The 15340-nt window shown below is 34.1% G+C and carries 14 protein-coding genes; all 14 read left to right on the forward strand.

Annotation, left to right across the window (positions count from 1 at the left end; translation table 11 throughout):
- Positions 1 to 14: 14 nt before the first annotated feature.
- The 14 genes from ACFOJ8_RS12875 (at position 15) to rbsD (ending at position 15338) form a co-directional block, all read left to right on the forward strand.
- Positions 15 to 1811, forward strand: a complete 1797-nt coding sequence (locus tag ACFOJ8_RS12875; RefSeq protein WP_380655684.1) for a polysaccharide biosynthesis protein — start codon at positions 15 to 17, stop codon at positions 1809 to 1811.
- A gap of 121 nt (positions 1812 to 1932) precedes the next feature.
- Positions 1933 to 3051 (forward strand): O-antigen ligase family protein, encoded by a 1119-nt coding sequence (locus ACFOJ8_RS12880; protein WP_380659937.1) that lies wholly within the window; start codon positions 1933 to 1935, stop codon positions 3049 to 3051.
- On the forward strand, positions 3044 to 4525 hold the full coding sequence (locus ACFOJ8_RS12885) for a lipid II flippase MurJ (protein ID WP_380655678.1): 1482 nt from the start codon (positions 3044 to 3046) through the stop codon (positions 4523 to 4525). The genes ACFOJ8_RS12880 and ACFOJ8_RS12885 overlap by 8 nt, the downstream gene beginning before the upstream one ends.
- Before the next feature lies 1 nt (position 4526).
- Positions 4527 to 5657, forward strand: coding sequence for a glycosyltransferase (locus tag ACFOJ8_RS12890; RefSeq protein ID WP_380659938.1), 1131 nt, complete (start codon positions 4527 to 4529; stop codon positions 5655 to 5657).
- On the forward strand, positions 5654 to 6682 hold the full coding sequence (locus ACFOJ8_RS12895) for a glycosyltransferase (protein ID WP_380655672.1): 1029 nt from the start codon (positions 5654 to 5656) through the stop codon (positions 6680 to 6682). Before ACFOJ8_RS12890 ends, ACFOJ8_RS12895 begins: the two co-directional genes overlap by 4 nt.
- 2 nt (positions 6683 to 6684) lie before the next feature.
- Entirely contained in the window at positions 6685 to 7695 is a 1011-nt protein-coding gene (locus tag ACFOJ8_RS12900) for an NAD-dependent epimerase (RefSeq protein WP_380655669.1), read from the forward strand.
- A 15-nt stretch (positions 7696 to 7710) separates the two neighbouring features.
- Positions 7711 to 8985, forward strand: coding sequence for a nucleotide sugar dehydrogenase (locus tag ACFOJ8_RS12905; protein ID WP_380655666.1), 1275 nt, complete (start codon positions 7711 to 7713; stop codon positions 8983 to 8985).
- Between the two features lie 14 nt (positions 8986 to 8999).
- Positions 9000 to 10211 carry a DegT/DnrJ/EryC1/StrS family aminotransferase gene (locus ACFOJ8_RS12910; RefSeq protein ID WP_380655664.1) on the forward strand — a complete coding sequence of 404 codons (1212 nt, stop codon included), beginning with the start codon at positions 9000 to 9002 and terminating at the stop codon, positions 10209 to 10211.
- Positions 10212 to 10230: 19 nt separating this feature from the next.
- Positions 10231 to 10854 carry a sugar transferase gene (locus ACFOJ8_RS12915; protein ID WP_380655661.1) on the forward strand — a complete coding sequence of 208 codons (624 nt, stop codon included), beginning with the start codon at positions 10231 to 10233 and terminating at the stop codon, positions 10852 to 10854.
- A 33-nt stretch (positions 10855 to 10887) separates the two neighbouring features.
- Complete coding sequence (locus tag ACFOJ8_RS12920) at positions 10888 to 11811, forward strand: methionyl-tRNA formyltransferase (protein ID WP_380655658.1); 924 nt, start codon at positions 10888 to 10890, stop codon at positions 11809 to 11811.
- A 19-nt stretch (positions 11812 to 11830) separates the two neighbouring features.
- Positions 11831 to 12955, forward strand: coding sequence for a glycosyltransferase family 4 protein (locus ACFOJ8_RS12925; protein WP_380655655.1), 1125 nt, complete (start codon positions 11831 to 11833; stop codon positions 12953 to 12955).
- Positions 12956 to 13123: 168 nt separating this feature from the next.
- Positions 13124 to 14071, forward strand: a complete 948-nt coding sequence (locus ACFOJ8_RS12930) for a LacI family DNA-binding transcriptional regulator (RefSeq protein ID WP_380655652.1) — start codon at positions 13124 to 13126, stop codon at positions 14069 to 14071.
- Between the two features lie 12 nt (positions 14072 to 14083).
- The gene (gene rbsK, locus ACFOJ8_RS12935; RefSeq protein ID WP_380655648.1) at positions 14084 to 14965 is read left to right on the forward strand and encodes a ribokinase; all 882 of its coding nucleotides are present in this window, start codon (positions 14084 to 14086) and stop codon (positions 14963 to 14965) included.
- Positions 14958 to 15338 (forward strand): D-ribose pyranase, encoded by a 381-nt coding sequence (gene rbsD, locus ACFOJ8_RS12940; RefSeq protein ID WP_380655644.1) that lies wholly within the window; start codon positions 14958 to 14960, stop codon positions 15336 to 15338. Before rbsK ends, rbsD begins: the two co-directional genes overlap by 8 nt.
- The last annotated feature ends 2 nt before the right edge of the window (positions 15339 to 15340 follow it).

Below are 15340 nucleotides of genomic sequence, written 5' to 3' on the forward strand. Positions count from 1 at the left end.
AGAAGCGTGTAATTATGGGAGCGAAAGGTCGTTATATTCTTCTCCTAATCATTGATTCAATTATTGTTTCATTTTCGGTATTCATAGGTTACTACATATTGGCTCCTTTTTTCTTAGATTATACATGGCCAATATTGTTAGTTACGTCTTCAATTCTCCTTGTCAGTCACCACGTCTTTGCCTATTTATTTAATCTCTATCACAGGGCATGGGAATATGCCAGCGTTAGAGAGCTAATGGCAATTGTCCAAGCAGTAACTGCTTCAATTATTGCTACCTATATACTAAATGTTTTACTTTTTCAAACAACATTCACGCGCCTTATGATGATTACATGGATGATGCACCTAATCTTAATAGGGGGGTCTAGGCTTTCATGGCGCATAGCCAAACAAAGTATTATTGGGAAGAATAATAATAGTAAAGAAATGGTACGTACACTGATAGTGGGCGCAGGCAAAGGAGGGTCACTCTTAATAAAGCAAATGTTAGATACCCCAGTTATGGGCATGGTACCTGTAGTAGCAGTAGATGATGATCCTGCAAAGCATAGAATGGAACTTGCTGGTGGTATCAAAGTAGAAGGGTCTAGAGAAGACATTAAGCGTATTATTAAAAAGTATGAAATTAAGAAAGTAGCTATTGCCATTCCGTCTTTAAATAAAACAGAACTCAACAGAATTTATAGCTTGGCTGATTACGAAGGTGTTGATGTAATGATAATGCCTAACATAGATGATGTCATGTCTGGCAGAGTAGAAGTAAACAAATTAAAAAAAGTAGAGGTCGAAGATTTATTAGGACGTGAGCCTGTAGAACTCGACACAGAAAATATTGAAGATCAAGTCAGGGACACGACAGTGTTAGTAACTGGAGCTGGAGGCAGTATTGGTTCGGAAATTGTTAGGCAAATCACCAAGTTTCATCCCCGGCAAATTATATTACTGGGCCACGGTGAAAATAGCATATATAATATTTTAGAAGAAATGAACCTGTTGGAAAATAGTGTAGAATATATTCCGGTAATCGGAGATGTTCAGGATCGCAAAAGGTTGTTTGAAGTATTTGATAAATATAAACCAGATATAGTCTATCATGCAGCTGCTCACAAGCATGTACCTTTAATGGAAGCTAACCCTGGTGAGGCTACAAAAAACAACATAATAGGAACAAAAAATACGGCTGACGCAGCCTGTAAATATTTTGCTAAAAAGTTTGTACTAATATCTACAGACAAGGCAGTCAATCCACCGAATGTTATGGGGGCCACTAAGCGTGTAGCAGAGTTAATTATACAAGCATTAGATCAAAAATATGAATACACCACTCTGGTAGCTGTACGTTTTGGTAATGTGCTTGGTAGTCGTGGTTCTGTTATTCCAAAATTTAAAAAACAAATAGAATCAGGAGGTCCTGTAACTGTCACTGATGAAAGAATGACTAGGTACTTTATGACTATTCCTGAAGCTTCTAGACTAGTAATTCAAGCAAGCATTCTAGCTGATGGCGGAGAAGTTTTTGTTTTAGATATGGGTGAGCCGGTTAAAATAATTGATTTAGCTAGGAATATGATACGTCTGAGCGGATTTAGTGAAGACGAAATTAAAATCAAAATTAATGGTATCAGGCCGGGAGAAAAACTATACGAAGAACTTCTAAATTTAAATGAGGTTGAGTCTAAGAAAGTCTACGAAAAAATTTATGTAGAAAAAAACAAAAGAGTGATATCTTTAGAAAAGTTGGAAAATGGTATTCAAAATGAAGAGTACGAAATGCTATACAGTTTAGGGAAAGTGAAAAACTATGAATAAGAGATACTTGTATGTTCATCTAATCATTATTTTATCGCTAATTATTTGTCTGATCGTACCAAATTCTTTTTACTTACTTATAATGTTGAGTAGTATAATTTTAGTCATCGAGTTTAGACTGTTGCATAGTTTATATTATATTACTCTTTACTTAATTATTTCTGGAAGTGGAATTAAGGTTTTAGAAGACTTGGGTCTTCCTTTCCCCTTGTTGGTTCTAATCCTCTGCTTTCTCAGCATAGCATTATTCCAGAAATCAATTAAATTCAGCAAGTATGATTTAAAAGTTTTTGTTTTTTTGAATGCTACCATTATTCTCTATATATTTTTAGGTAGCGTAAATGGAAATTATTTTGATGTTATAAACCAAATATATTATTTTATTTGTGCTATATTATTTTTTTCTACTTTAGTTTCTACGACTACTAAAGAAAGTTTTAAAAATATCAAGTTTACAGTATACATAAGTATTATTTATATGTGCTTGATTGCTATTAATATATGGTTATTTCAAAATGATATTATAGTGTCGGAAGAATATTTTAAAAGAGCAATAAGTATTTTTGGCAATCCTAATATACTTGCACAGAACTTACTATTATTACTACCTATTATTATGGTAAATATAGGTAAACAAAAATTTTTACTTTTCATGTCGACTACTTTATATTTAGTGACTCTTTTTCTAACCCAATCTAGAGGAAGTATTCTAGTTTCAGCTATTTTAATTTTACTTTTTCTATTAAGGAAAAAAAATTTAAAGTTAAGATATAAATTAACACTTGTTACTTTAGCAATAGTATCTTTAAAATATTTAACTACAGATACTAACCGTATCTACTTGAATAGAATTTTACCTTCTAATATGGATGATTATTCTAACTCCAGATTAGATGCTCTATTAACAGGAATAAATAGTTTTTGGCAATCCTTCTTCGGTGTTGGAATAGGTAATACAAATATTAATGAGTTATCTTTGTCATCACACAACGCTTATATTGACTTTGTTTCTGAAACTGGAGTAATAGGTTTGTTAATACTTTTATTTTATATCAGCATTTTGTTAATAGCTTGGACTTACTCAACTAAAAAACCTCAATCTATAGCTTATTATCTTATCCCAACTTTAATGTTTGTTTCTATTTTTACCCATAATCTTATTACCAATATTTCCTTTTATTTCGTATTAGCTGTCTTGGTTTACGAGTTTAAATACCTTAAAGGCGTAAAAAATGAATAAGGCTAAACTAACCATAATTTATGTAATCGCTCTAGCAGTTGCTGCAAAAGGTTTGGGTTTATTTAGAGATATAATTATCACTAATAAAATTGGGTTTAATTATGTTACAGACGCTATTTTTATAGTTATCCCATTTATTACGTTGGTTTTTTCAGTCTTTAACACAGTTATTAGAACTTCATTCAGACCAATGTTTGCTAGCGAATTTATTGATAATCCTAAAAAAACAATGTATAACTTTAAAGTTCTTAGAAATAGCTTAGCTGGAATATTATTTGTTATTAGTATAGTCATATTTCTTTTTCCTTCCGCAGTAATATATGTGTTTGTACCGGGTGTAGATGAAGAAACTGCGAACTTAGCTACAAAAATGTTAAAGTACAGTATTTTCTCGTTAGTATTCATTGGCTTAGTCAATATATATAATGGGTTTTTACAATCAGTAAAAGTATACGGCAGTGAGCAGTACATCAGTTTGATAAATAACATTATATTTATATTAGGTTTACTGTTTCTTTATGATGCTTGGGGTATACATGCTATTGTTTTTTCTATTTTGGTAGGAGGACTAGCTCAGTACATCTATATAAAAGTTAAGTTTCAGTTTCTTACACCTTCAAAAGATAAAGTCTTAGCTTTTGATTTTAAATATTTAAGTAAATTTGCAAATGAAAACAAATTAATAGTCTATGGTGGCATTCTTAGTCAATTAACAGTAATGGTAGATAAGTTTATAGCTTCTTTCTTGAAAGAGGGTTCTATAACTGCTCTCCATTATGCATCTATACTAAATAATTTACCCATTACTATGGTTTTAATGATAATAACTAATATTTATTTTACTAACCTTTCAATTGATTTTAATAGAGACAAAGATTCCTTTAGAAAAGGAATAATTGTACAAACAGAAAAATTATTGTTATTTATCATTCCTATAGTAGTTACTTTCATTCTTTTGTCGAGTAGTATTGTAAGAATTTTATTTGATAGAGGGAATTTTGAGTCTGCAGGTATAAATATGATTTCTTCAGCGTTAATGGCTTACAGTATAGGTCTTTTATTTTGGAGCTTCAAAGATGTTTACATGAAAGCATTTTATGCTGCAGGCAATAAAGCTGTGCCGTTTTCTATTACTGTAAATTCACTTTTTTTAAATCTGATTTTTAGTGTGATTTTAGGTTATTTCTTTGGTCACGTAGGCATCGCCATGGCTACAACTATATCAATTATGGTAAATACGTTTTTCATAATTTATTTTTTTAATAAAAAAGTTGACAAAACGTTTGGTAGATTTCAATACATTTATATTGTTAAGATGATTACTATAGGATGCATCTTGCTTTTTAGTTCCTCATTTATAGTCTCATTTATACAATTAACAATATATATGGACATTTTAATAAAAGTTATTATTATACTTCTAATCTATGTTGTTTTAGTGAAATTATTTAAAGTTGAAAGGGGCAGTGTTTAAATTGAAAATACTAATGATTATTAATAGCTTTTATCCGTTAATGGGTGGAGCAGAAAAACAAGCTGAAAGACTTTCTAGCGAATTAATTAATAAAAACAAAGATGTGTTCGTAACTGTCATTACTAGGCATTATCGCGGTTTAAAGAGACGAGAGTTTGTAAGTGGAATTGAAGTGATAAGGCTTCCTGCAATAGGTCCTGGCAAATTGAAGCCACTTACTTTTCTAATCTATTGCTTTTTGTATCTACTACTTAAAAATAAAAAGTATGACGTTCTTCATGCTCACTCTCTAAGTTTGGGTGGGTTTGCAGTTGCTCTTTTCGGTAAAATTTTTAATAAGCCAGCAATTTCTAAAATTGCGGGAGGTGGTAGCTCTAAAGGGTGCGAAGCTATAAATATGTATTGTGCTGGAGGACTGAAAAGATGGCGATTAAATTACATAAAAAAAAATATCAGTAAGGTTATTGCTATAAGCGACGCTATAAATTCAGATTTAAAGAAACTTGGCTTTAGTGAGAATACCATCGAAAGGATTAACAACGGAATAAGTATGGAACGAAATAATACTAAATCTTCTGATGTTTTATCCTTGTCAAACAGTTTCGATGTATACGTCTATACTGGAAGATACGAACTTATTAAAGGGACAGATATTTTACTAAAAGCATGGTACGGTACTTCAGAAGATTTTAGGAAAAGTAGCAAGTTGGTTCTAATGGGCAAAGGTTCTATTGATGTTCAGAGTCTTATTAAAGATGGAAGTGTAATAAATATGGGTTACGTCGAAAATACTGAGGAATACTTAGTTCAAGGAAATTATTTTATATTACCGTCTAGATATGAAGGAATATCTAATGCTCTCTTAGAAGCTATTAAAAACAACAATTTTGTAATTGCTTCTAATGTAGGAGGGAATAAAGATATAATTAAAAATGGTTTAAGTGGTTTTATCTTTGAAAAAGAAAGTGTTTCTGATTTAATTAGTAAGCTTGAGTTGACAAAAAAAATAGAGAGAAAAGAGAAGGAAGATCTTATAGCTAGCTCTTACAGTCATCTAGATGCTAACTTCAACTTGAATAAGATAAGTGAGTCATATAAACAATTGTATAAGAGGGTGATAGAAGAGAAATGAAAATAGTCCATATAACTCCTTCCTTAGCAGGCGGGGGCGCTGAGAGAATGTTAAGTAAACTAGTAGAATACGACGAAACCAACGAGCATATAATTATTAGTCTTCTAAATTTAAAGCCTCATTATAAAATTACAAATGCTGAAGTCATTTACTTGGATTTAGAAAATAATAAAATAAACAAACTCAAAGCTTTCTTTATACTAAAGCGTTGTATAAAGAAGATTGATCCAGATTTGATTCAAACCTGGATGAAAGCCAATTTTTACGGACCTTTATTGAAGATGACAAATCAAAAAAAAATTGTTTCCAATTTTAGAAACGGCTATTCAGGAACTCGTAATAAGGTTTTTCTAAAACTATACACTCGATATTTCAATTTTTTTGACGGTCACATTTTTGTATCTAAATCGGCTTTAAAAGAGAGAGAGGATGTAGGAATTAGATTTTCTAAATGCAGAGTTATTACCAATGGATTTGTAATCCCAAAGAGCCAACGGAAAGCACCGAGAAATCAGTTTACCATAGGCCACCTAAGTCGTTACCATTCAATAAAGAACCAACAGATGTTAATTAATGCTTATAGGGAATTCTCTAAAGGTAAGGACACCAATTTAGTACTAGCAGGCAGAGATTTAAATGAAAAAAACTTAGATATTTCAAAAATTGATCATAAAAAAATAACAATTCTCGGAGAGCTGACAGCAACAAGTAACTTCTACAATTCAATAGATTTATTTGTTTTAACTTCAAAAAGTGAAGGATTTCCAAATGTTATTGGAGAAGCAATGAGCTATGGTGTACCAGTGATAACGACAAATGCTGGAGAAAGCTTTCAAATTATTGGTAAGACTGGATATAAAGTAAGTTCAGAACAAGAATTAGTTAAAATATTGAATGAACTTTTTCTAAACGATGCTAACCTTATAGAAAAAGGACTACAGGCAAAGAATAGAATTAAAGAGAAATACTCAATCCACAAAATTATTAATAATTATACTGAATTTTACAATGAGATAGGAGAATAATAATGAAAATATTAATAACTGGCACCGCAGGTTTTATAGGTTCTCACTTAGCTAAAAAACTTTCAGAGCAACATCATCAAGTTGTGGGTATAGATAACATCAATGATTATTACGATGTTAATTTAAAAAAAGATCGTCTTTCAATATTGTTAAATAATCAAATTAATAATTATCAGATTGATCTAAAAGACTCCAATGAAGTTATGAGAGTATTTGAAATAGAGCAACCCGAAGTAGTCGTCAATTTAGCGGCTCAAGCAGGAGTGAGATATAGTTTAGAAAACCCTCATGCATACATAACTAGTAATATTAATGGTTTTATGAATATACTTGAAGGTTGTAGACATTACCAAGTAAATAATTTGATTTATGCATCTTCAAGTTCAGTTTACGGGGCAAACACTACTAAACCTTTTGCTACGACTGATAATATTGACCACCCCTTGAGTTTGTATGCTGCAACTAAAAAGTCTAATGAGTTAATGGCACATACTTATAGTCATCTGTATAATCTTCCGACTACTGGCTTAAGGTTTTTCACTGTTTATGGTCCTTGGGGAAGACCCGACATGGCACTATTTAAATTTACGAAAGCAATCATAAATAACGAAAGTATAGATGTTTATAATCATGGAAATATGATGAGAGATTTTACTTATGTGGATGACATAGTAGAAGCAATTTCACGTCTTGTCAAAAGGCCAGCCAAGCCTAACAAGAAATGGTCTGGTGACAATCCTGATCCCAGCTCTAGTTATGCACCCTACAAAGTTTACAACATAGGTAATAACTCACCTGTAAAGTTAATGGAATTTGTAGAAGCAATTGAAAAGAGGATAGGCAAAAAAGCCTACAAAAATTACATGGGTCTACAACCCGGAGACGTCCCAGAAACTTATGCGAATGTTGAAGATTTATTTAAAGATATTCAATTCAAGCCGTCTACTAATATACAAGATGGAGTTAACAATTTCGTGGATTGGTACATGGATTACTATAAGATTAATAAATAAGAAAGTTGGGCTAATATGAAACGTAAAATTGCAGTGGTAGGACTAGGCTATGTTGGGTTACCAGTTGCTGTAGCATTCGGAAAATTGCATGAAGTGGTCGGGTTCGATATTAACGAAAAGCGTATTGAAGAATTAAGAAGGGGATTCGATCGCACCAACGAAGTAGGGGCGGAAGATCTGAATAGAACGAATATAAAATTCACTTCAAATAAAAGTCATCTCTCAAATACTGATTTTATAATAGTGGCGGTTCCTACACCAATTAATAAAAATAATCAACCAGATCTTACACCGTTACTTGGCGCCAGCGAGACAGTGGGTTCTGTTATTTCTAAGAATACAATTGTCGTATATGAATCGACAGTATACCCAGGAGCAACCGAAGAAGATTGTATACCTATTTTAGAAAAAGCTTCTGGGCTTCAATGTGGAAAAGATTTTTATGTAGGTTATTCTCCTGAACGAATTAATCCTGGTGATAAAAGACATACTTTCGAAACAATAACTAAAGTAGTGAGTGGTCAAACGTCAGAAGTCTTAGAAATTGTAGCGGATGTATATGCCTCAGTTGTTAAAGCTGGTGTTCATAGAGCTACGAACATTAAAGTAGCTGAAGCTGCTAAGGTAATTGAGAATACGCAAAGAGATGTAAATATTGCTCTAATGAATGAGCTTGCTTTAATTTTTGATAAAATGGGAATAAAAACTAAAGATGTATTGGAAGCGGCTGGAACTAAGTGGAACTTCTTGAACTTTTCTCCTGGCTTAGTAGGTGGTCATTGTATTGGAGTAGATCCCTATTATTTAACTCATAAAGCTGAAGAGCTTGGGCACCACCCAGAAGTTATACTAGCTGGTAGAAGAATAAACGATAACATGGCTAATTACATTTCTTCTTCTATCATTAAAGAAATGTTAAAAAAGGGTATAAGTGTAGTAAACAATACTGTTAATATTTTTGGATTGACTTTTAAAGAGAATTGTCCGGACCTAAGAAATACCAAAGTAATTGATATTATTAATGAACTTCAAGAATATGGTTTAAACGTTATTGTACATGATCCAGAAGCAGATTCAGCCGAAGCGAAAAAGTATTATAATATCGATTTAATTGACGTCGATAAGATCTCAAAAACTGAAGTAATGGTATTTGCGGTTCCTCATGAAGAATACAAAGAAAATAATGAAAAGTATTTAGGTTTATTAGAAGAAAATGGGATGATATTTGATATTAAGGGAATAGTAAAAGATGAGTTGTTAAAAGAAAAGCAGACTGTGTGGCACTTATAGTTTAGGAGGATAACATGAACATTAGGACTGAAAATATACCATTTTCTCCACCAGATATTACAGAAGAAGAAATTAATGCTGTGACGGAAACCTTAAGGTCCGGATGGATTACCACAGGACCAAAAACGAAGGAATTAGAAAATAGAATAGCTAGGTATGTTGAACAAGAGAGAGCGGTTTGTCTCAATTCAGCCACTGCTGCTATGGAAACAACGCTAAGAATACTTGGAGTTGGTCCTGGAGATGAGGTGATTACATCGGCGTACACTTATACAGCCACTGCTTCTGTAATCGATCATGTAGGTGCTAAAATTGTTTTAATTGATACTGCTCCTAATTCTTACGAAATGGATTATAAGCAATTGAAAGAGGCTATAAATAAAAATACTAAAGTAGTAATACCTGTAGATATTGCTGGGGTAATGTGTGATTATCGGAAAATTTTTGAGGTTGTAAAATCAAAAAAAGAGCTATTTGAGCCTAGCAACGATATACAAGAATCGTTTAACAGAGTAGTAATATTATCAGATGCTGCTCACGCTTTTGGTGCTAGAAGAGATGGTGAAAAAGCTGGAAAAGTAGCAGACTTTACTTGTTTCTCTTTCCACGCAGTTAAAAACTTAACTACTGGTGAAGGTGGAGCAGTAGTGTGGAATGAGATTGAAGGATACAGTAATGAAAGTATCTATAATCTCTATATGCTTTATAGTTTACACGGACAGACCAAAGATGCCCTTTCTAAATCTCAAAGAGGATCTTGGGAATACGATATTATCCTACCAGCTTATAAATGTAACATGACAGATATTGTGGCCAGTATTGGTCTTGTACAGTTAGAAAGATACGAAAATATGCTTAATAGAAGAAGTGAAATAATAAATAAATATGACGATGCTTTTTTGAACACGGAGGTAACGCCTCTTTCACATTTCTCAAATAAGCATACATCTGCAGGTCATTTATATTTAGTCAATATACCCTCCATAACCGAGAAAAGAAGGAACGAACTTGTCTATGAAATGAGCGAGCTTGGAGTTAGTTGTAATGTTCATTATAAACCACTACCAATGCTTACGGCATACAAAAATCTAGGCTTCAATATAAAGGATTATCCTAACGCATATATCCAATATAGTACAGAGATATCGCTACCGCTTCATACATCGTTAAGTAATGATGATGTAGACTATATTATAGCTGTATTTAAAAAAGTACTTTCTAACTAAGAGGGAGGAATATTGTTATATGTATATTAAAGTTGGAAAGAGACTATTTGATTTTATCTTTGCTCTAATACTTCTCCCATTGTGGCTTCCTCTGTTATTGATACTAAGTCCCATTATTTACCTTTCCGATAAAGGACCGATTTTTTATAATTCAAATCGCTTAGGAAAGAATGGAAAGGTGTTTAAAATGTATAAATTCAGGTCTATGCGGATAAATGCTCCAGATATAAGGAATCCAGATGGTTCCACTTTTAACTCTGAGAGGGATTCTAGGTTGACTCAAACGGGAAATTTTTTGCGTAAATCTAGTTTAGACGAAACCCCACAATTATTAAACGTTTTAAAGGGAGACATGAGTTTCATAGGACCAAGACCGGATTTGCCTGAACAATATGCTTTGTATTCGGAAGAGGAAAAGGAAAAGTTGTTAACGCGTCCAGGAGTAACTGGATACAATCAAGCTTACTTTAGAAACACGATACCTTGGAAAGAGCGTATAAAAAATGATGTCTACTATGTCAAAAACATAACTTTTATTTTCGATGTTATGATAATAATTAAAACAATTTCATCAGTTTTAGGTAAAAAGAACGTTTATACTGTACAAAATAAAGATAAAGCTATCTCTACCGATCTTGAATGATTGGTAGAGTTTATCTATATAGGAGGAAAACAAGTGAACTATGTTTTGTTTATTGGAAGTAAATTAGGATATAAAATGTTGGAATTAATGAGTGAGAAAAATACACATATCATCTATGTTTTTGTAGAAAAAGAACACGAGCATGAGAATGAGACATTCTATAGACAGGCAATTAAATTATGTGAAGAAAATAATATAAATTTTCGGTTGAATGCTAGTAATAAAGAAGTGATAGAATGTTTGAATGCTATCCCAACCAACATAGAATATATTATGTCTTTTGGCTATAGGAAAATGATATCTCCAGAGGTTGTCGATCGGGCATCCATTGCTGCTCTAGGCTCTCATTTCTCTCCGCTTCCACGCTATAGAGGATTTGCTCCATTGAATTGGTTATTAATAAATGGGGAAGATTACACAGCGGTTAATTTGTTCTTTTTAGAACAAGAAGTTGATAATGGAGATATCGTTGCTTCTAAAGAAATAGAAATTGCTTACTGTGACAATATAAATTCATTGTTTGATAAGTGTTTAAGTACTTTTGAAGAATTGATGATTAAGACTCTACCGTCCTTAGAAAATAATAATTTTACTGCTTCCAAACAAAGTAACGAAGAAGCTTCATACACTTGTGCGAGATCCCCTGAAGATGGAAAAATAAATTGGGCATCGAGCTCCTATGATATATACAACCTAGTGAGAGGATTGACTTATCCATACCCGGGAGCCTATACATATTTTGAGAACAAAAAATTAATTGTTGTTTCTTGCGAAGAATACAATCCAGGAAACTACGTAGGGAGAGTCCCGGGAAGAGTAATTAAAGTTATAAAGGGACGAGGAGTCGTCGTTCTTTGTGGCGACAAAGCGATTTGCATCAAAAAGGTTATAGACCAGGACGGGAAAGTACATAGAGCTAATAATCTTATAACAAGTGTAAGAGCTACATTAAGGTAGATAGAAGAGGAGAAAACGTATGGCAAAACAAACAAGTAAAATTCTACTGTGCTCTGTTCTAGCTGAAGCAATATATATATCAAGAGGAGAATTGGTAGATAAATTTTTATCCAAGGGATTCGATATAATACTTGTTGCGCCCGAAGAAGAATCTACTATTCCTTTTGATCTAATCAATAATAATTCAGTAAAGTATTATAGGATTAATCTACAGAGGACAGGAATGAATCCGTTCAGAGATATATCAACAATTAACCAAATTAAATCTATTATTAGAAAAGAAAAGCCTAGTCATGTATATTCATTCGGAGGAGCTAAAGCAGCAATTTACACTTCACTAGCAGGAGCAAAGGGGTCCGTAAGAAATAACTATTGTATGATTAATGGATTGGGTTCTATATTTAGGGGAGAAGGAATAAAGAATAAGTTAACTAGAAAAGTCATGTCTGCTCTCTTTAAAAGAGCATTAAATAAGTCTGATGGCGTAATATTTCAAAACGAAGATGATAGACAAGAGTTTATAAACAAGAGTCTAGTCGTTAAAGACAAAACACACATAGTAAATGGATCAGGAGTTAATTTAGATATATTCACATATACGAGTATAGAAAATTTTAATAGTTTCTTGTTCGTGGGTCGCCTACTTAAAGACAAAGGAATATATGAATACGTGGAGGCAGCTAGGATACTAAAAAAAACTTATCCAAATACTAGTTTCTCTATTGTCGGTGGCTTTGATGATAATCCTACAGGGGTGAGCGAAGCTGAAATAAATGAATGGATAGAAGAAGGTATCATCACTTTCCATGGCAAGCAAAAAAATGTTCTCCCATATTATCAAGAGTGTACTGCTTTTGTACTACCTTCATATCATGAAGGTACTCCAAGAACGAGCTTAGAAGCAATGAGTGTAGGCAGATCAATAATTACTACGGATGCCCCAGGATGTAGAGAAACCGTTGTTGAAGGAGTTAATGGGTATCTAGTTCCTGTTAAGAATGTTACAGTACTAGTGAAAAGAATTGAGGCAATAATAAAATCACCAAAATTGGCTCAAACTATGGGATATGAATCGTTTAAGTTGGCTAAGGAAAAGTATGATGTTCATAAAGTGAATGAAAGTATTTTAAAGATTATTTTATAATAATGAACTGAACTTTAATAATCAAGGAAAAACAGTTTTTACTCGATACGACTTATAAGATACAGACAATTATTTCTATACTTTGTAAATGTATTTAAAAATCGGACTTGTACAAATCCGATTTTTATGTTAAATTTTGTGTAAACGTTTACACAAAAGGTGAAGCTAATGGTGACATTAAAAGATCTAGCGAAAGAAGTCGGGGTTTCCGTCGCTACAGTGTCCAGGGTATTGAACAATTCTGGATATGCAAGTCCCGAAATGCGTAAACGTGTCATGCAAGCAGCAGAGCGCATGAACTATAAGCCAAACGAAGTTGCACGTGCATTGAATACCAGTCGCTCAAATATCATCGGTGTGCTGGTACCGGATATCTCCAACCCTTATTTCCCCAAAGTCATTCGAGGGATAGAGGACGAAGCGATTAAGAATAACTACCGGATTCTTATCGGCAATACGGATCACGATTTTGATAAGGAATCAAAGTACCTGGAAATTTTTAATCAGAACAACTGTGCGGGAATCATTTCAGCGACTTGGACCGTTACGCGTCAAGATAATTTGACTACGCGCCCAGTTGTACTCCTGGATAGAGTCGTCAAGGAGCATATCTCTATCGAAGCCGACAATTTGAAGGGGGGCAAGCTTCAAGCACATCATCTGATTCAGCAAGGTGTACATCACGTTTTGCTGATTAAAGGGCTTGAAGATTACAGTTCTTTCGAAAACAGGACGCTAGGCTCGAGGGAAGTCTTAGGAGAAAACCAAGTCCCCTATGAGATACTCTCTCATACAGCATTGAACGGAACACTTGAATCCGGGGACATAGCGTTTCTTGAAAAATTCGATGGGATCATCTGTCCCAATGACCTTGTCGCTTATCGGGTACTGAATGTACTTATCAATCACGGCGTCTCTGTTCCAGATCAAGTAAAGGTCATTGGGTATGACAACCTCGATTTTTCACAATACGTCTATCCGAGTCTGACAACGATTGAGCAGCCCATTTACCAGTTGGGCAGAAATGCTTTCAAAATGCTGATGAAGATGAACCAAGGTATCGAAGTAGAGAGCGAAGTATTGGATGTAAAACTGATAAAGAGAAATAGTACATAAAGGAGTGAGGATATGGATATTGTAGTCATTGGCAGTTTGTCTACTGATTTTATTGTACAAGCGGACCGGATGCCTGAAAAAGGCGAGACGATACTTGGAGAAAGCTTCGAAACAGCTTTTGGTGGTAAGGGCGCCAATCAGGCTGTCGCAGCATCGCGTCTCGGTGCCAGTACGGCTTTTATCGGTGCAGTGGGTGATGATGTATTCGGCCAACATTTAGTCAGCAACTTAGAAGATAATAATATTTTTTGTGATAATGTGGAAACGTTTACAGGTGTGGCGAGCGGGACCGCTCATATCAATATTTATGATAATGATAATTCTATCACTGTAATTCCTGGTACTAACGGGCTGCTGACACCAGAAATCATTGAACAGCACCTCGATATGATTGGAAGTGCCAAGTACGTACTTCTTCAAAACGAGATACCCGTAGAGACGATTCACTTTGTCATCGATTATTGTTTTAAACAGGGTATCAAAGTCATCTACAATCCGGCACCTTTCATCGAAATGGATACTGAACTTCTAGAGAAATGTTACTTGTTAACACCAAATGAAATAGAATGCACGCGTCTATTTGGTGAAAGTCCGACTAGTATCGTAAAGAAGTATCCCAACAAGCTCGTTGTTACTATGGGGGAAGCAGGGTGTTTGTATCACGATGGCACTAAGGAAGTAATGGTACCTTCTTTTAACACTGTTCCAGTAGATACTACCGGAGCGGGAGATACCTTTAATGGTGCATTGGCTGCTTTCCTTTCAAAAGGAGAAACACTTGGTACGGCGATTCGATACGCCAATCTTGCCGCATCAATCGCCATTCAAAAAATGGGTGCACAAACAGGGATGCCAACATTAAAAGAACTGAAAGAGGTTAGCGAAAATGTATAGATCAGTGGTTCTCAATAGTGAAATCTCTAAAGCACTGAGCGAGATGGGCCACGGTGATTACATTATCATTGGGGACTGTGGTCTTCCGATTCCAGAAGGCACTAAACGTATCGATATTGCTTTAAAACCGGGAACGCCATCTTTCAAAGAAACGTATGAGCTCATTACTGCCAGCATGTACGTCGAAAAGAAAATATATGCCAAGGAAGCAACTGATGCAGGGTTGCTGAGTTTACTTGATGACGAGGTTCCAAGTGAAACAGTCTCACACGAAAATTTCAAGGTTTTGCTTTCAAACGCGAAAGCAGTGATCCGGACCGGAGAGACGACACCTTATGCGAATGTCGCACTCTATTCCAATGTATTTTTCTAAGG

The sequence above is a fragment of the Salinicoccus sesuvii genome, from assembly GCF_042648145.1.
GTDB classification, from domain to species: Bacteria; Bacillota; Bacilli; order Staphylococcales; family Salinicoccaceae; genus Salinicoccus; species Salinicoccus sesuvii.